This window comes from Mesorhizobium sp. M7A.F.Ca.US.005.03.1.1 (assembly GCF_003997975.1).
GTDB classification, from domain to species: Bacteria; Pseudomonadota; Alphaproteobacteria; order Rhizobiales; family Rhizobiaceae; genus Mesorhizobium; species Mesorhizobium ciceri.
Genome location: NZ_RZRO01000001.1, coordinates 206,992 through 224,410, shown reverse-complemented (window position 1 = coordinate 224,410; position 17,419 = coordinate 206,992). Strand labels below are relative to the sequence as shown.

Annotated in this window: 14 protein-coding genes; 9 read left to right on the top strand and 5 right to left on the bottom strand. The window is 62.1% G+C overall.

The genetic code is table 11. From position 1 onward, the window contains the following. Positions 1-191 (top strand): hypothetical protein (locus EN990_RS35710; RefSeq protein WP_206526333.1); only part of this gene is annotated, 191 nt, incomplete at its 5' end. 1,293 nt (positions 192-1,484) lie between these two features. On the opposite strand, the gene EN990_RS01035 is transcribed toward EN990_RS35710, so the two are convergent. The 5 genes from EN990_RS01035 to EN990_RS01015 all read right to left on the bottom strand — a co-directional run bounded on the left by EN990_RS01035 (position 1,485) and on the right by EN990_RS01015 (position 6,447). After that, positions 1,485-2,078, bottom strand: a complete 594-nt coding sequence (locus EN990_RS01035) for a DJ-1/PfpI family protein (RefSeq protein ID WP_013533129.1) — start codon at positions 2,076-2,078, stop codon at positions 1,485-1,487. Positions 2,079-2,150: 72 nt separating this feature from the next. Further along, on the bottom strand, positions 2,151-3,101 hold the full coding sequence (locus EN990_RS01030) for a substrate-binding domain-containing protein (RefSeq protein ID WP_013533130.1): 951 nt from the start codon (positions 3,099-3,101) through the stop codon (positions 2,151-2,153). 54 nt (positions 3,102-3,155) lie between these two features. Beyond that, the gene (locus EN990_RS01025; protein ID WP_127367925.1) at positions 3,156-4,154 is read right to left on the bottom strand and encodes an ABC transporter permease; all 999 of its coding nucleotides are present in this window, start codon (positions 4,152-4,154) and stop codon (positions 3,156-3,158) included. After that, positions 4,142-5,734 carry a sugar ABC transporter ATP-binding protein gene (locus EN990_RS01020; protein WP_127367924.1) on the bottom strand — a complete coding sequence of 531 codons (1,593 nt, stop codon included), beginning with the start codon at positions 5,732-5,734 and terminating at the stop codon, positions 4,142-4,144. The genes EN990_RS01025 and EN990_RS01020 overlap by 13 nt, the downstream gene beginning before the upstream one ends. Positions 5,735-5,745: 11 nt before the next feature. Next, positions 5,746-6,447 carry a GntR family transcriptional regulator gene (locus EN990_RS01015; protein WP_013533133.1) on the bottom strand — a complete coding sequence of 234 codons (702 nt, stop codon included), beginning with the start codon at positions 6,445-6,447 and terminating at the stop codon, positions 5,746-5,748. 176 nt (positions 6,448-6,623) lie between these two features. Here EN990_RS01015 and EN990_RS01010 point away from each other — a divergent pair, with 176 nt between their 5' ends. The 8 genes from EN990_RS01010 to EN990_RS00975 all read left to right on the top strand — a co-directional run bounded on the left by EN990_RS01010 (position 6,624) and on the right by EN990_RS00975 (position 17,305). Next, complete coding sequence (locus EN990_RS01010; protein WP_127367923.1) at positions 6,624-7,850, top strand: iron-containing alcohol dehydrogenase; 1,227 nt, start codon at positions 6,624-6,626, stop codon at positions 7,848-7,850. Positions 7,851-7,866: 16 nt separating this feature from the next. Next, positions 7,867-9,348: an NAD-dependent succinate-semialdehyde dehydrogenase gene (locus tag EN990_RS01005; protein ID WP_127367922.1), complete on the top strand. Its 1,482-nt coding sequence runs from the start codon at positions 7,867-7,869 to the stop codon at positions 9,346-9,348. Positions 9,349-9,358: 10 nt separating this feature from the next. After that, the gene (locus tag EN990_RS01000; protein WP_164753424.1) at positions 9,359-10,183 is read left to right on the top strand and encodes an alpha/beta hydrolase; all 825 of its coding nucleotides are present in this window, start codon (positions 9,359-9,361) and stop codon (positions 10,181-10,183) included. A 349-nt stretch (positions 10,184-10,532) separates the two neighbouring features. Then, entirely contained in the window at positions 10,533-11,531 is a 999-nt protein-coding gene (locus EN990_RS00995) for an ABC transporter permease (RefSeq protein WP_013533137.1), read from the top strand. Positions 11,532-11,564: 33 nt separating this feature from the next. Next, positions 11,565-12,581, top strand: coding sequence for a sugar ABC transporter substrate-binding protein (locus EN990_RS00990; RefSeq protein ID WP_064994996.1), 1,017 nt, complete (start codon positions 11,565-11,567; stop codon positions 12,579-12,581). A gap of 12 nt (positions 12,582-12,593) precedes the next feature. After that, positions 12,594-14,711 carry an SMP-30/gluconolactonase/LRE family protein gene (locus EN990_RS00985; protein WP_127368626.1) on the top strand — a complete coding sequence of 706 codons (2,118 nt, stop codon included), beginning with the start codon at positions 12,594-12,596 and terminating at the stop codon, positions 14,709-14,711. Next, positions 14,708-15,802: an NHL repeat containing protein gene (locus tag EN990_RS00980; protein WP_013533140.1), complete on the top strand. Its 1,095-nt coding sequence runs from the start codon at positions 14,708-14,710 to the stop codon at positions 15,800-15,802. Before EN990_RS00985 ends, EN990_RS00980 begins: the two co-directional genes overlap by 4 nt. Positions 15,803-15,805: 3 nt before the next feature. Beyond that, positions 15,806-17,305 carry a sugar ABC transporter ATP-binding protein gene (locus EN990_RS00975; RefSeq protein ID WP_024502414.1) on the top strand — a complete coding sequence of 500 codons (1,500 nt, stop codon included), beginning with the start codon at positions 15,806-15,808 and terminating at the stop codon, positions 17,303-17,305. The last annotated feature ends 114 nt before the right edge of the window (positions 17,306-17,419 follow it).

Here is a 17,419-nt window from a genome sequence, read left to right as displayed (position 1 = left end):
CTCCCTCAGGTGATCAAAGACAGGAACGTCGGCGAAGCCAGTTCCCATCCGTTGATGCAGACGTAGAACAGGCCCGCCATGGTCAAGAGCATGATCGGGAGCTTTTAACCATCGGCAAGGGACCACCGCTTGGTAGTCAGCCTGCACCGTTTGAATCGCCCTCGAAGATTCTAAATGCGCCAGAGACATAAGGGCCCCACGCTAGGATTGTTGCCGCTTATCGCTCCGCGGCATGATCTTTTCATCAATCATTCGGATGATGCGTGAGACGGTCTTAATCGCTTGAATTATTCGAAGATGAAGAGGCCAGCCTGCGCCCGCCCGGGCTGCGGGACTACCTTACCTTACAGAGGTGTCGGGCTGCGCGCTGCTATCCGCTTTGCCAGTGCTTGAAACGAAGCAGTATGCGAACACTTCCCCTCCAAGCTCATCCGTTACACGAACCCAATTTTTTTCCCAAGTCCGCAGGGTAACCTGGCGTCCCGTTGACATAGTCGCCGCCGTGAACGGGCTGGACGCATTGACGTTACTCGCCGCGACCACGTCATCCCCCTCCATTTGTTCCACCAGGTATGTTTGCATCACTGCTCCTGACTGTGGGGCAAGGCCGGTTCAATCGCGTGTAGCTGGACAACTCCAACCGCAGGGAACGGATTTCGTTCCATGCTACAGGCAACTCTACCGCCGGAAGTCAGCCTTCAGATCGCCTGCCCTCCTGGCAGGACCGTGGCCTAGCCGCTGAACGACTGGTCAGGACTGAGCTATGCTTTGGGGGAGATGGACCTCGCCCTGCGAATCCGCATACTTCTGGAAAAGTGCAATCTTGTCGGGATACGTAATCCGGATTTCGCTGTGACAGCCCTCGCAGCGATATTTGGACGCAACCTGGAACCAGCGCCCGGGTTTCAGCAAAGCCAATCCGCAGCGCGGACATTTGAACGTCATTTCAAGAGGGCATAGATTCTGACACAGCGGCATTTCGCAAAGTCCATAAGGGATACCTAATGTCAGGCAACGACAGCCGGCCGAAATCGTTCCTGGACGCCGTTCTTTTCGTCAGGCCGATGACCAACCCCGGACGCCGGGAGATTATTGGATTGTCCGCGATGCCAGATTTACTGACGCGGGCCTGAACTCAAGCGCACCCCGATTTCCGGTGGCGTAGCGCCGTTGCAGGCGTTGACTGATGTCAGCAGCTTGCAATCCGAATGAGCAAGCCCGGAGCGAGGTGGCCTCGGGGGGACGACGGGGCCGCACGGTCGACGACACGGCCTATCCGGATGCTGAAACAACGCCGCGCGCCGACCCTGTCGAACAGCACCAGTGGAACAGGCAGGATGAAAAGCGGCGCAACAGGCGGCAATACTTAAGTGTCTCGCCTATATCGTAGCTCGGGAGCCGCGATCCCGACCGAGTTGATGGATATGGAAGCGCTGTTGAAGGGAACCGACGCATCCCTTGGCGAATGCGTCGGTTCCAGAAGTTTATGCGTGGCGGATTTCCGTTCCCAGCACCTTCAGACATTCGCGGATGAACGCAGCAAGCGCCGTCCAACCTTTGGCCGAAACCATTGTCCCGTCCACATAGGCCTCGGTCGGCGACAGGTCGATATAGGTGCCACCCGCCAGTGTCACCTCCGGCTCGCAGGCGCCGAGTGCCGCGACCTTTTTGCCGCGCACCACGCCGTCGACAGCGATCAGGATCTGCACGCCGTGGCAGATGGTGAAGATTGGCTTCTTGGCCTCGTGGAAATGGCGCACGATCGCCTGCACGCGCTTGTCGGTGCGGATGTATTCCGGGCCGCGGCCGCCCGCGCAGTAGACGGCATGATACTGATCGAGCTGCCTCTCGGCTTCCGAGAAAGTCTTGTTGATCAGCGCATAATGGCCGAGCTTTTCGGTGTAGGTCTGGTCGCCCTCGAAGTCGTGCAGCGAGGTCTTGATCAGATCTCCGGCGTTCTTGTCCGGGCATACCACGTGGATGGTGTGACCGACGGCTTCCATCGCTTGCTGATAGACAAAGATTTCGTATTCTTCGGTGAACTCACCGGTCAGCATCAGTATCTTTTTGCCTGGCATGGTTCTTCCTCTCAGTGTTTTGAGCTAGGCAAGGCGCAGACTGCGCCTGCCTTTCTGTGAAATCGGATAGGGTCAGAATGGCGAATCCGGAAAGTAATATTCCTTGGCGTTGGCCTGGGTGATCAACGGCGCGTCGAGCTTGACGGTGCCACGGACGGGTGCCTGGCCGATCAGGTTGGCGACTGTCATGTAGATCGCGGTCTTGATCATCGACGGCGGGTATGGCGTCTCGACCGGCGTCATGGCGTCGCCGTCGATCACTTTCTTGACGATGTCCTTCATGCCGTTGCCACCGAGCGCAAGCTTGATGTCGGTCCGCCCCGACTGCTTGACCGCCTCGAGCACGCCAAGCAGCATGTCGTCGTCATTGGCCCACACCGCATCGATATGCGGGTACTTGGCCAGATAGTCCTGCATCAGCTTGAAGGCTTCGTCGCTGTTCCAATGCGCGTACTGGATGTCGAGGACTTTCAGATCAGTGCCTTTGATCGTGTCCTGGAAGCCCTTGATGCGCTCGTCGTCGATGACGGTCGGAATGCCGCGCAACACAACGACGTCGCCCTTGCCGCCAAGCTTGTCGATCATGAACTTGGCGGTGTTGGTGCCAACCGCGATATTGTCGCCGGCGAGGTAGAGATCCTGGACGGAGGCGTCAGTCAGACCGCGATCGACGACGGTGATGAACGTGCCCATGTCCTTGATAGCCTTGACCGGCTGGGTCAGCTCTTCCGAGCTGTAAGGCAGGATCACCAGAGCATCCAGCTTGCGGCTGGCCGACAGGTCCTCAAGCGCGCTGACCTGCTCCGCCGCGGACGGCGACGTCTTCACGACCACTTCGACGTTCGGGAACGCGGCGTTGATTTCCTTGGCCGCCGCTTGTGCGTGGTAGACGATGCCCGCTGTCCAACCGTGGTCAGCGGCCGGTATCGACACCGCGATGACCTTCTTGTCTTGCGCCATGGCCTGGCCGGCCAGCAGCAGCGCGCCAAGTGTCGCTGCCGCAATCCATTTTCTACTGAACATTGTCTTCTCCCTTGGACCTACAAGAACGTTAATCCGCGTGGTCCGGACGCGGCGCTATTTCGAATTCGAAAACCGCTGGATGAGCATGGCGATGATGATGATGACGCCCTGAACAGCGGCAACGAGGTATTCGGAGACGAAGTCTGACAGCACCATGAGGTTGGCGATGAGTTCCAGGATGACGGCGCCGGCGACTGTCCCCCACACATGGCCCTTGCCGCCGCGCAATGCGGTGCCGCCAATCACCACGGCGGTGATGACCTGCAGTTCCCAAAGCTGTCCGGTCGTCGGCGTTGCGGCGCCCAGGCGCGGCACGTAGCAGATCGCGGCAATCGCCACACAGACACCCTGGACGATATAGGCCACGGTCCGTGTCCTGATCACCGAGATGCCGGAATAACGGGCGACATCCTCATTGGCGCCGACCGCCGCACATTTGCGCCCATATTTCATCTTGTAAAGGATGAAGGATGCGACCGCGGCGACTGCGATGGATATGAGGATTGGAACCGGGATCCCGCCGACCGTGCCGAAATAGACAGGCCGGTACGCCTCGCGCAACGACCTGTCGATCGGTATCGTGCCGCCATCGGTCAGATAGGTTATCAGCGCCCGGAAAATCCCCATCGTGCCCAGCGTGGCGATAAACGGTTCGATCCTGCCGACCGTGACGATGAGCCCGTTGGCAAGCCCGCACACCAGGCCGACCAGGATCGCAACCGCCATACCGGCGGGAATAGCCCAGATGCCGGCATGCGGCGCCACCGCGTTCATGAACATGATGGTGATGCCGGTGATGAAGGCGGCCATCGAGCCGACGGAAAGATCGAGCCCCCCCGACGAGATCACAAATGTCGCGCCGACCGCGATAATAGCAATGAAGGCGCTGCGGGTGATGACGTTGGCGAGGTTGGTGGCGGACAGGAAATCGGGGTTGATGAGGTAACCGACCACCAGCAGAGCTGCCAGCGCAAGAAAAGGCCCGATATCGGTCCAACTGATGTTGAGATCGAGGGGGCGACGCCTGGGTGCGGATTCGCTCATGACAGCCATTTTGTGCCTCCCTTGGCTTTTGGCCCTTGCTTGGGGCCACTGGTCGCCAGTACCGCCACATTGCTTTCGGTCATTTCGGCGCCACTGACCTCGCCGGTGATGCGGCCTTCGCGCATCACCAGGATGCGGTCGCAGATGCCGATCAATTCCTGCATCTCCGAAGAGATGACGATGCAGGCCTTGCCCTTGGCCACAAGCTCCTGGATGAAGGCATAGATCTGCGCCTTGTTGGCGATGTCGATGCCACGCGTGGGCTCGTCGATAATGACCACCGAAGGATCGGTCAGCAGCACCTTCGCCAGCAGCAGCTTCTGCTGATTGCCCCCGGAAAGCTGGGCCGCTTTGGCGCCGAGGCTCTTCAGCCTGATGTCATATGTCTCCACGGCCTGTTCCAGGGCTTGCGCTTCGCGGCGCCGACCCATCGAGAGGCCGGGATGAAACACATCGAGCGCCGACAGCGTCAGGTTAGGCGCCAGGTGCTCTTGCAGCAGCAGTCCCTTGCCCTTGCGATCCTCGGTCAGGTAACCGACGCCGGCGTCGATCGCCGCGCGCGGCGATTGGAAATGGACCGACTTGCCCTCAAGTTCGATCTTGGCAACTGCCGGGCGCAAGCCGATAATGCCCTCGAAGAGTTCGGTTCGGCCTGCGCCGACCATACCGGCGAACCCCAGGATCTCGCCCTTGTGGACCGTGAACGACACGTCCTCCACATAGCCGGGAACGGAGGCGTTCCTCACGCTCAGCATCGGTACATCCGAAGGCGCTGCGGTTCTCTCAGGATAGAGCGCTGCCAGTTCGCGCCCGACCATCAGCCGCGCCATGTCCATCTGGCTCAGCGTCTTGCCGGGATAGGTGCCGACCATCTTGCCGTCGCGCAGAACGGTCACTTTGTCTGCGACCCGCTGCACCTCATCCAACCGGTGGCTGATATAGAGCACGGCGGTGCCGTGAGCCTTCAGTTGCAGGACGATCTCCAGCAGGCGCTCGACCTCGCCACCGGTCAGAACGGCGGTCGGCTCGTCGAAGATAACCACCTTGTGGTCGTCAAGCAGGGCGCGAGCGATCTGCACCATCTGCCGGTCTGCCAGCGAAACGTCGCGCACCAGTGCCCTTGGCGAGACCGCGCAGCCGATCTGCGCCAGTTTCTCGGTTGCCAGCCGGCGCATGGTGCGGTCATCCACGACATGGCCACGCGAAAGCTCTCGCCCGAGAAACAGATTGTCGGTGACCGTGAGCCCCTCGGCGAGCAGTATCTCCTGATGAACCAAAGCGATACCGGCATCCTGTGCTTGGGCAGGCTTGGCAAATTTCACCGCGTGTCCGTTCATCGACAACGTGCCGTGGCTTGGCTCGACATAGCCGGACAGCAGCCGCATCAACGTCGACTTGCCGGCACCGTTCTCGCCAATGATGGCGTGGATCTCTCCCGGCAGGACGTCCAGGGTGACGTCCGACAACACCGTCACTGGGCCGTATTGCTTGGACAATTCCTGGGCGCGCAGCACCGGTTCAAGCGAACCAGGCGCATCGCTGGACAACGTGCTCCCGCCCTCCCCGGCGATATTCGCGGCAATGGACATCCGTTCCGACCTCAATCGAATGCCGGGAGCAGGCGATCGCGCGAGTGCTCTATATGGATGCGCATCGCCTTTTCGGCGGCATCGGGATCGGCCGAGCCGAACGCGGCAAGGATCGCCTCGTGTTCGTCAAGCGCCTCCTCGGTCACGCGTGCATGGAACATCAGGCGGAAGATGTGGAAGTGCGTGTGCTGGTGGCTCAACGTCTCGCGGATGAGTTCGTTTTGAGAAAACTCCATGATCTTGTCGTGGAAGATCGCATCCTGCCTGGCGAAATTCGAATAGCGCACGCGATCATCCTTGCCTTCGCGGCGTGACATCACGCCGGCAGCTTCGAGCAACAGATCGAGCTTGGCGTCGTCCATCGTTGCGGCGGCCTTTGCGGCGCCATGCGGCTCGAGCAGCAGACGCATCTCGTATAATTCGTCGAAACGGCGCCGGGTGATCTGGGGCGCGGCACGATAACCGATCAGATGCGTCTTGAGCACCAGGCCTTCGCCTTCGAGCCGTCCGAGGGCTTCCCGGATCGGCGTGTGCGAGACGTTGAATTCCTTGACCAAGCTGTCGACTGTGATGCGCGAGCCGGGGGGAATCTTCAGCGCCATCAACTGCGCGAAGATGGCTTCATAGACATCTTCGACGAGACTGTTGGCGCGCTGGATGCGACCAGCTCCAATGCTGGCGTCGCTTGGGTCGGGTAAGTTTGCGGTCTGCATATTTTGCCTCTTGACAGTGAGGACTGCTAACACGATGGTTCCGCGGATGCAATCCTATATCCTATACGATTTTAAAGCGGATATCTTTTAAGTGCGAGAGACACACTCTTAAACCGTCCGATCCAGACCGAGTTCAATGCCTCCGTTTCCAGTCAGCAGCCGTCAAAGGACCAATCATGACCCTCTTCGCCGCCCTGCGGTTGCCGCGTGAAATCCTGTTCGGGAAGGGGCAACGCCATGTGCTGCCGACGGTCGCCGCCCGGTTCGGCCGACGCGCGCTGGTCTGCACCGACGAGCGTTTCGCGGGCACAACGGTATTCGCCGACATCATCAAGTCCCTTCAGTCAGCCTCGATCGAGGTCCTGGTGCATGATCGTGTTCTGCCCGACGTGCCACGCGATACGGTCGGCGTCTGCGTCGAGGAAGCGAAGGGGTTCGGGCCGGATATGGTGATCGGCATCGGCGGCGGCAGCTGTCTCGATTTCGCCAAATGCGCCACCCTGCTGCTCAGCCATGGCGGCAAGCTCCAGGACTATTACGGGGAGTTCAAGGTGCCGGGTCAGACACTGCCGCTGATCGCCGTACCCACCACGGCCGGCACCGGCTCCGAGGTGACGCCGGTCGCGGTGATTTCCGACCCGGACCGGACGCTCAAGGTCGGCATATCGAGCCCTCACCTTATCGCCGCGGTCGCTCTGTGCGATCCCGAGCTGACAATGACCTGTCCGCCTGGCCTGACCGCGATCGCCGGCGCCGACGCTTTGACCCATGCGATTGAGGCCTTCACCGCCATGCGGCGCGGTGAAGACCCCAATCTCCCGCAACAGCATGTCTTCATCGGCAAGACGGCGCTGACAGACCATTTCGCGTTGCTCGCGATAAAGCTGCTTGGCCGGAGTCTGGAGAAAGCCTGCAGCGACGGCACGGATGCCGACGCGCGTGCCGATGTCATGATGGGCGCTCTGGCGGCGGGCTGCGCGTTCGGCACCGCCGGCACGGCGGCGGCGCATGCCGTGCAATACCCGGCAGGCGCCCTCACCCACACCGCCCATGGTTTGGGCGTGGCCACAATGATGCCTTACGTGATGACCTATAACAGCCGCGTCGCCGCTCACGAGATGGCAGAGATCGGCGCGGCACTTGGCTTGGAGGCCAAGGCGCGAACCGCCGACGAGATGGCAGCCGCCACGATCGAGGAGATCAGGCGATTGTTCGCGGCGATCGGTATTACGCCAACATTGGCGGATCTGGGCCTCCCTGCCGATAAGCTTGAGTGGACCGCAGAGCAAGCGCTCGGCATTGACCGCCTGATCAAGAACAATCCGCGTGCGTTCGATCTCGGCACGATGCGACGCCTCGTCCAGGCCGCCCATGACGGCGACCTCGCCGCCTGCGTTATGTGAGAAACGGAACAAAGCGATGAATTTGAACGCTCAGCAACTCGACCAGGATGGCTATGACGTGCGCGGTTTTTCGCACGGACTCTACATCGACGGCACTTGGCGGTCGTCCTCCGACGGTCGGCTCATCGATGTCGTCGATCCCTCCTCCGCGGCGGTGATCGCGGCGGTTCCCGATGCGACGGTCGAGGACGCCACCGCCGCCGTCGAGGCGGCGGCCAAAGCAGCTAGGAGATGGCGGGAAACTGCGCCGCGCAAACGCTCGGAAATCCTCAGGCGCTGTTTCGAACTGATGGTCGAACGCTCCGAAACGCTCGCCATGCTGATCTCGCTGGAGAACGGCAAGGCGCTGCGCGACGCGCGCGGCGAAGTGGCTTATGCCGCCGAGTTCTTCCGCTGGAATGCCGAAGAGGCGGTCCGGATCACCGGTGAATTCGGCACCGCGCCATCCGGCACCAACCGGATCGTGGTCGATTATGAGCCGATCGGAATTTGCGTGCTGATCACACCGTGGAATTTTCCGGCCGCGATGGCGACCCGCAAGATCGCGCCGGCGCTGGCGGCAGGCTGCACTGTCGTCCTAAAGCCGGCCAGCGAAACACCACTGACGGCCTATGCGCTGGCGGCACTCTACAGCGAAGCCGGCGTGCCTGCCGGCGTCGTCAACGTGCTGACCACGACCAGTCCCGGGCCGCTGACTTCGGCCATGCTTGCCGATCCGCGGGTCAGGAAGCTGTCCTTCACGGGGTCGACGGGTGTCGGCCGAACCTTGCTCGGCGAGGCTTCAAAGCATGTCATTTCGTGTTCTATGGAACTCGGCGGCAATGCCCCGTTTGTCGTCTTCGACGATGCCGATCTCGACGCCGCCCTCGATGGCGCGATGATCGCCAAGATGCGCAACGCCGGCGAAGCCTGCACCGCCGCCAATCGCCTCTATGTGCAATCGGGAATCTATGATGCTTTTGCCGACGGGCTCCGCAAGCGCATGGCGGCACTTAAGGTGGGGGCGGGCCCGAATGCCGACACCGAGTGCGGGCCGATGATCACCAGAAAGGCTGTCGACAAGATCGATCGCCTGGTCAAGGACGCGGTGGGCCGGGGAGCCAAGGTGCTTTGCGGCGGGGCGATTTCGGAGGAAGAAGGATTCTTCTATCCGCCAACAGTGCTGTCCGAGGTGCCGCCGGATGCGGAGATGGCGCACGAGGAGATTTTCGGCCCGGTGGCACCTATCACACGCTTCGACACCGAGGCCCAGGCCATCGCCCATGCTAACAACACGGAATATGGCCTGGCCGCTTATATATACACACGCGATGTTGGGCGCGGCATGCGGGTGGCGTCGGGGATCGAGGCCGGCATGATCGGCCTCAACCGGGGACTGATGTCGGATCCGGCCGCACCATTCGGAGGCGTCAAGCAGAGCGGCCTTGGCCGCGAAGGCGGCCAGCACCACGGCATCGCCGAGTTCATGGAGGCTAAATATATTGCCGTCACCTTCTGAACCGGCAGTCATGTCAAAGGACCCTTTCCGCACGCGCGACCATGTGGCCGATTTTGATGATATCGTGACCGACATAGTGACTCGCAGCGCCGAAACCCGGGCGACCCTGCCGATGTCGGCGGGTATCGCCTATGGCGAGGGCGAGGCCGAAAGGCTGGACCTGTTCTTTCCGCCCGGTGTGCGCAGGGATCTTCCCGTGCACATCTTCATCCATGGTGGCTACTGGCGCATGTTCTCCAGGAGCGACTATTCTTATGTAGCGAACACAGTCACCAAAGCTGGGGCGGTCGCGGTCATCGTCGACTATGCGCTGATGCCCGAATTCAGGATGGCGGCAATCGTCGACCAGATCCGGCGTGCCAAACAATGGGTGCTGGACAATATAGCCGCCCATGGCGGCGACCCTGCCCGGCTAAGCGTAAGTGGTCATTCGGCGGGTGCGCACCTGGCCACATTCCTGTTCGAAAAGGCGCCCATGCCGTCGCGCATACGTGCGGCGCTGCTGCTAGGCGGCCTTTACGACCTCAAGCCCCTTCAGACCTCCTTCCTCCAGCCGTTAATCGGCATCACCGATGAGGAGGCAGCTGCTTTCACCCCAATGACGCGGTGGCATGACCCGGAGACGGCAGCGACCATTCTCGTCGGAGATCAGGAAACGTCACCTTTTCACCAGCAGGCCGCCGACTTCGGAAAGCGCTTGCGCGCGCAGGGGCACCCTGTCAGCGATCTCCGCCTGAATGACCGAAACCACATGAACAGCGTGCGTGATCTGGGCATCAGCGGCACGCAAGCTGGCGATTGCCTGATGGCGATGATCGATGGAAACGGCCTCTAGGACGGAAACCCAGGGAGAGCAGGGCCCGCTTGTGCCTTACTTGACGCTCCCGTCACTCAGGAAAGTACCGTCACGGGGATCGCGGCACGCTGCCGGCATCGGGCTGAGCTTTGCGACAGGTGAAATCCGGCAGAGCACACAACCGACGATTCCTCATCCTCTTTTTCCACACTGACGAACTGCACAGCGCATCAGAAAATCGAAATTGCCCCTGCCGCCCTGAGCCGCGATGGTCTTCACGCAAGCAGCCGGCTTAGGGCTGTGGAGGAACGTCGTCGCGGCAAAGCCCCTGGGGCAAGGCCGCTTTGGCACGCCGCTGGTTCAAACCGGCAGCGAGGGAGGAACTGACTTGGCTGGTTCGGGCAAATCCGACACCGCGCGCTTGGGCATCAAAATGTCCCAGGAACTCGTCGTCGGCGCGATCTCGGCCGTCCTCTTCCTGGTGTTCTCGGCGACGCTCAACAATTTCCTGAGCCAGGGCAACATCCTTGCCATTCTCAAGAATGTCTCGATCCTCGGCACGCTGGCCGTCGGCATGGGGCTCATCGTCGTTGGGCGCGGCATCGACCTGACCATGGTGGCGGTGATGGTCGTCGGCGTCGCGTTCAGCATTTGGATCTCCACCTGGGGCGTCGACTTCACGCTGGCCGTCGTCTTCGGGGCCATCCTGGTCGCGGCCATCGGCCTGTTCACCGGCGTCATGGTGGCGGTGGCCGAAATTCCGCCGATCTTCGCCACCCTTGCCATCGCGTCCTCGGTCTACGGCTCTGGCCGCATCGTCTTTGCGTCCGACGTGCTCTATGCCCCCTCCGATATCGGCTGGCTGAAATTCGTCGGCAACGGAACCATCCTCGGCATCCCGATGTCGGTGATCATCTTCGCGGCGGTGGCCGCGCTCATGGGCTTTTTCCTGAGGAAGACCCGCTTCGGCCGGCTGGTCTATGCTACTGGCGACAACCCGAACGCGGCCCGCACGACCGGGCTGCCGACGCGCCCGATCATCGTGACGCAATATGTCATCAGCGCCCTCATTGCCTATATCGCCGGCATCATCATGCTGGGGCTGGTCACCGGCATCGACACGCGCCTCTACAATTCCAGCCTGATCTACGACGTGCTGCTGGTCGTCGTGCTGGGCGGCATCGGCCTCTCCGGTGGCCAGGGCGGCGTACGCAACGTCATCGTCGGCACCATCCTGGTCGGCATCCTGACCAACGGCATGACGATCCTGAACTTCAGCTACACCAGCCAGAACCTGATCAAGAGCGTGATCCTGCTGGGCGCGCTGGCGATCGACGCCATCATCAATCCGCGCGACGAGCAGACCTCGCAAAGCGGCGACATCTGAACAAGAACCGAGACATAAATCTGGGAGGATACCATGAAGTTGTTCAAGAACTGCCTGCTCGCGGGCATGACAGCGCTCGCGCTGCTGGGCGCGGCGAAAATCGCCACGGCGCAGGAAACCGATCAGGTCGGCCGCTCCACCTATCTCGAGGCGCTCAAGGGCAAGAAGGTCATCTTCGTGCCAATCTCGCAGGGCATGGACCTCAACCAGGCATGGGTGGTGGTGTGGCAACGTCACGCGGCACGCTACGGCTTCAGCCTCGAAGTGCGCGATCCCTCCGGCGACACCAATGCCGGCATTCGCGCCATGCAGGGCGCCATCGCCGAGAAGCCGGACCTGATCATCGTGCAGAACCCCGACGTCCAGACCTACGCACGCCTGTTGAAACAGGCGCAGGCGGCCGGCATCAAGGTGCTGCAAGTCAACATGCAGTCGGCCACCCAGACGGACAGTTATGTCGGCAACGACTGGATCGAAATGGGCCGTCTCGAAATGGGCGAACTGGCCAAGCACTGCACCGGGCCCAATGCCGTCTCGCACAAGGTGGTCTGGCTCGCCGGCGTCCAGACGGGTGCCGCCAACATCTACATGCGCACCGGCATCGACGAGGTGCTGAAGGCCAATCCCGAGCTGCAGCTCGTCTCCGACCAGCCGGCCGATTACATGAGCGAAAAGGCCCGCCAGATCACCGAGACGGTCCTCCAGCAGCATCCGGACCTGTGCGGCATCATGGGCATCTGGGATAATGCCGAGGTCGGCGCCGGTGCCGCCGTCGTGGCCGCCGGCAAGCAGGACCAGGTGACGATCGTCACCAATGGCGCGGGCAGCGCCACGGGCTGCGAGAGCATCAAGAACGGGCTGCTCGACGTGATCTTCAACTTTAATGCCCCGATCCAGGCCGAGATCGCAGCACAACAGATTTCCGAGCTGCTGCAGCAGCCCGGCCGGCAGGCGGGTAGCGAGAAGACCATCTTCTTCGGCCCGATCACCCGCGTCGACAAGGCCAATGCGACCGGCAGGAATTGCTGGAAGCTGGACGAGCTCAAGTAACGGACTTCCTTGATGAGCATGGCTGAAAGCCTTGTGCGCTGGCGCTACCGCCTGCTCCCCGACCACGTGGTCGGGGAGATCCTGACCAAGAAGTGGATCGACAGCGTCATCCCCTTCATGGCGCTGGTCATTTTGTGCGCGATCTTCGGCTCGATCGTGCCGGGCTTCTTCGATCTGGCGACGCTGACCAATCTCAGCGGTCAGACCGCCGAGCTTGGCCTTGTGGTGCTCGGCATGACCATCGTCATGGTGTCAGGCGGCATCGATCTGTCTGTCGGGTCGACCTTCGCGCTCGCCGTGCTGGTCACGCTCTATGGGATGAATGTCGAGCAGTGGAGCTTTGGTACCGGCCTTCTGGCGTGCCTGGGCCTCGGCGTCGTCTGCGGCGCCATCAACGGCTTCCTGGTTGGCTTCCTGCGCATGCGGGCGTTTCTCACCACGCTGGTGACGCTCATCATCTACCGCTCGACCTTCGACATCGTCTTTCCCCAGGTCTCGACCCGGATCGTCACCAGCGGTCCGGACTCGCCAGCCTATGATTTTCTTGGTTTCGGTACGATCTGGGGCGTGCCGACGTCCTTTGTGGTCTTCGTCGTCATCGCGCTGATCATCCATCTCGTGCTGTCGCGCGCCCGCTATGGCTGGCGGCTGTTCGCGGTCGGCGGCGCGCGCCGCTCTGCCTACAATGCCGGCATCAATGTGCGCTTCATCTTGTTCAGCGCCTATGTCTTGTGCTCGGTACTGGTGGCGCTCTCCGGCTTCTTCTTCTCGGCCCGCATCGGCAGTGCCGCTTCCGACATCGGCACCGGTCTCGAACTGCAGGTGTTGACCGCGACCGTGCTCGGCGGCATCTCGCTAGGCGGCGGGCGCGGCTCGGTCGCCAAGGCGCTGATGGGCACCGTCTTCGTGCTTGTCCTGTCGAACAGTCTGCTTGCGCTGGCCGTGCCCGGCCCGGTCAATTTCCTGATCCTCGGCATCGTGCTGCTTTTGTCGGTGCTTCTCGACGTTCGCTGGGTGAAGAACCGCCACAAGATCCTGCGCAGCGTCTACATCTCGCCAACCTTCGCCAAGATGCCGCAGGCGATCTCGACCGCGCCCGGCGCGCCAATGGCGGTGAATGACCGGTTGAAGGACGTCGGCGTCATCGGCCTCGGCGTTCTCGATGGCGCGGAGGATGTGATCTTCGACCGGCAGGACCGTCTCTACACCGGCAGCCGCCAGGGCGAGATCCTGCGCTTCCAGCCGCCCCATTACACCGATAGCGAAGTGTTCGCACATATTGGCGGCTCGCCGCTCGGCATGGCTTTCGACCGCGACGACAACCTCGTCATCTGCGTCGCCGGCATGGGCCTCTATCAGGTCTCGCCGGCCGGCGACGTAAAGCTGCTGACCGCCGAAACCAACCGCTCACTGACCTCGGTGGTCGACGACTCGACCATGAAGCTCGCCGACGACTGCGACATCCTGCCGGACGGCCGTATCGTCTTCTCGGAAGCGACAGTGCGCTTCGAAATGCATGACTGGTATGCCGACGCGCTGGAAAGCCGCGGCAACGGACGCATCATCGTCCATGATCCCAAATCCGGTTCGACACGCACACTGCTGTCGAACCTCGTCTTCCCCAACGGCATCTGCACGGCCTTCGACGGCCAGTCGGTGCTGTTCGCCGAAAGCTGGGCCTGCCGCATCAGCCGCTATTATTTCGATGGCCCGAAGAAGGGCCAAGTCGAGCGCGTCATCGAGGGCTTGCCCGGCTATCCCGACAACATCAACCGCGCCTCCGACGGTACCTACTGGCTGGCCCTGATGGGCATGCGCACGCCGGCCTTGGATCTCTCGCTTGAAATGCCGAGCTTCCGCCGTCGCATGGCGCGGCGCGTATCGGAAGACGCGTGGCTGATGCCCAATCTCAACACCGGCTGCGTGCTGCGCTTCGACGAGAACGGCCAGATCCTCGAAAGCCTGTGGGACCAGGCCGGCGAGAAGCATCCGATGATCACCTCGATGCGCGAGCACAAGGGCATCCTCTATCTCTGCGGCATCTTCAACAACCGCATGGGCACCTTGCCCTTGAAAGGCGTCGATCCCGACTGGTTCAGCTCGGATTCCTACTGGGGCAGAAAGCCATGAGCGGTTTGAGCCAGCTTCTTGACCGCTTTCTCGGCCGTGGCGAGTGGGCAGTGACCGTGCCGACGCTCGACGGGCCGTTGCTGCCCAACCAAGGACTGGAGGAAGCCGAGCCGTTCGCCGGCCTCGCCGAGGCCGACAATCTCGTACGCACCGAAAAGGGCATTCTGGCAAGCAGCGCCAACCGGCTGATGCGCTTTAGCGCCGACGGCCATGCCGAAACCTTGCAGGAATTTCCGGGCGAGATCACCGCACTCGCCCATGCCCGCGGCATGACCGCGATGGCCATCGACGGCAAGGGCGTCGTCGTCCACGGCGGCCTGCATGACGGGCGCGAGGCGACGGGTGAGGAGGCTCGGCGCCTCTCCTGCATCACCGCTCTCACCTTCCTCGACAGCAACACCTTGCTGGTGGCCAACGGTTCGGCCTCAGTGCCGGCGAGCGGTTGGCGTCGCGACCTGATGCAGAAGAGCGTGTCCGGTTCGGTCTGGCGGCTCGATCTAAAAAACGGCCGGCTGGAGCTTGTCAGGGACGGCTTGGCCTGGCCGGCCGGCATCGCCACCACCGGCTCCAACCGCATCTACGTTTCGGAGGCCTGGCGCCACCGCGTGCTGGCGATCGACCTTGCCACCACGGCGACGCTGCCCGTGCTGGAGCATCTGCCGGCCTACCCCGCCCGCATCGCCCCGGCCTTCAACGCCGGCTATTGGCTGACCTTCTATTCCGTGCGCAACCAACTGGTGGAGTTCATCCTGCGCGAGGAGACCTACCGCACCCGCATGCTGGCGGAAGTCCCGGAGGCCTACTGGATGGCGCCGTCGCTCGGCTCATGGCGCGACTATCGCGAGCCCATGCAAGGCAGCCAGTTGAAGCAGATGAACGTGCTGAAGCCATACGCGGTGACAAGGTCCTACGGGCTGGTGGTTCTTTGCGACCAGAACATGAAGCCGCTGTCGAGTTTCCATTCGCGCGCAGACGGCAAGGTGCACGGGACGCTGAGCGCCTGCGAGCTGGGCGATGATCTGCTGGTCGCCTCGCGCGGCGGATCGAGGATCGTACGCGTGGCGAGCGCCGCCAGCGGCAAGCGAGGCTAAGCGATGTCGGACGCCAACATCATTGAACTCAGGGATGCCGCCAAGGCATTCGCGCGCATTCCGGCCTTCAAGAATGTCAATTTCGACCTGCGCAAAGGCGAAATCCACGCGCTGCTCGGGGAAAACGGCGCCGGCAAGTCGACGCTGACCAAGGTCATGGCCGGTGTCTTCAAGCTGACCGAGGGCAAGATGACCTTCGACGGCAAGGATGTGTCCTTCGCCACGCCCGCCGAAGCGCTGCGCGCCGGCATCGCCATGGTGTTCCAGGAAACCAACCTGGTGCCGGCCATGACGGTAGCGCAGAATCTCTATCTCGGCGAAGAGAAGATGTTCAACCGGTTGCGCGGCCTCTACATTCAGGCGCGGCAGTTCCTCGCCGGCATGGGCTTCCAGGTCGACCCGTCCGCGCAGGTCAGCACGCTGGGCGCGGCGCACAAGCAGATGGTGGAGATCGCGCGCGCCGTCCACCACAAGGCTCGCGTCATCATCTTCGACGAGCCGACCGCGACGCTGACGCCTGAAGAGAAGAGCCACTTCTTCAAACTTTTGCAGCGGCTGGTGAAGGAGGGCATCGCCGTCATCTTCATCACCCATGCGCTGGAAGAGGCGCTTGCCGTCGCCAACCGCATCACGGTCATGCGCGATGGCGAGATCGTCGCGTCCGGCGAGGCCAAGGGCTTCACCCGCGCCTCGATCGTGCAGGCCATGGTCGGCCGCACGCTCACCGAAACGCTGCATGGCGAGGTCAAGCGCACGGCGCGCCCCTACGGCGACAAGGTGCTTTCGGTCGAGAATCTGTCCTGCGCCGGCCTGGTGCGCAACTCTTCCTTCTCGGTGTTTTCAGGCCAGGTCACCGGCATGTTCGGCCTTGTCGGCGCCGGCCGCACCGAAATGGCCAAGGTCGTCGCCGGACTGTTGAAGCGCAACATCTTCCACGGCGGCGAGATCCGCCTGCTCGGCAAGTCGGTGCGCTATCGGGTGCCCAGGCCTGCGGTGCGCGACGGCATCGTCTATGTCACCGAGGATCGCAAGGTCGACGGTTTCTTCGAAACCATGACCGCGGGCGAGAACCTGCAAATGGGTGAACTGACCGAGGGCGCCAATCCCGTCTCCATGGTGTCGCTGGCGCGAGCCAGGCAACTTGCCCGCGAATGGGGCGAACGTCTGAGCCTGCGGCAGACCAGCGACCGAGCCCGGATGATCGAGCTCTCCGGCGGTAACCAGCAAAAGGTCGTGATCGCCAAATCGCTGATTCAGAAGCCGAGGCTGGTGATCTTCGACGAGCCGACACGCGGGGTCGACGTCGGCGCCATCGTCGAGATCCACCAGCTCATCAGCGATCTCGCCGAGCAAGGCATGGCCGTCGTTGTCATCTCGTCCTACCTGCCTGAAATTCTCGCCGTTTCGGATCGCATTCTGGTGGTCAAGCGCGGCCGCGTGGTCGAGGAGATGATGCTTTCGGAGGCCACCGAGGAACGCGTCATGTTCGCCGCGGTTCATTGAGCGGCTCGACAAGAGAGACACTTTTGCCGGCCAAGCCAGGACCAATGTCTGGCCTGCCCTATTGCCTTGCAATCGGTTCCGCGTCTGAATAGGTCAGGGGTCAGATCACCCTGC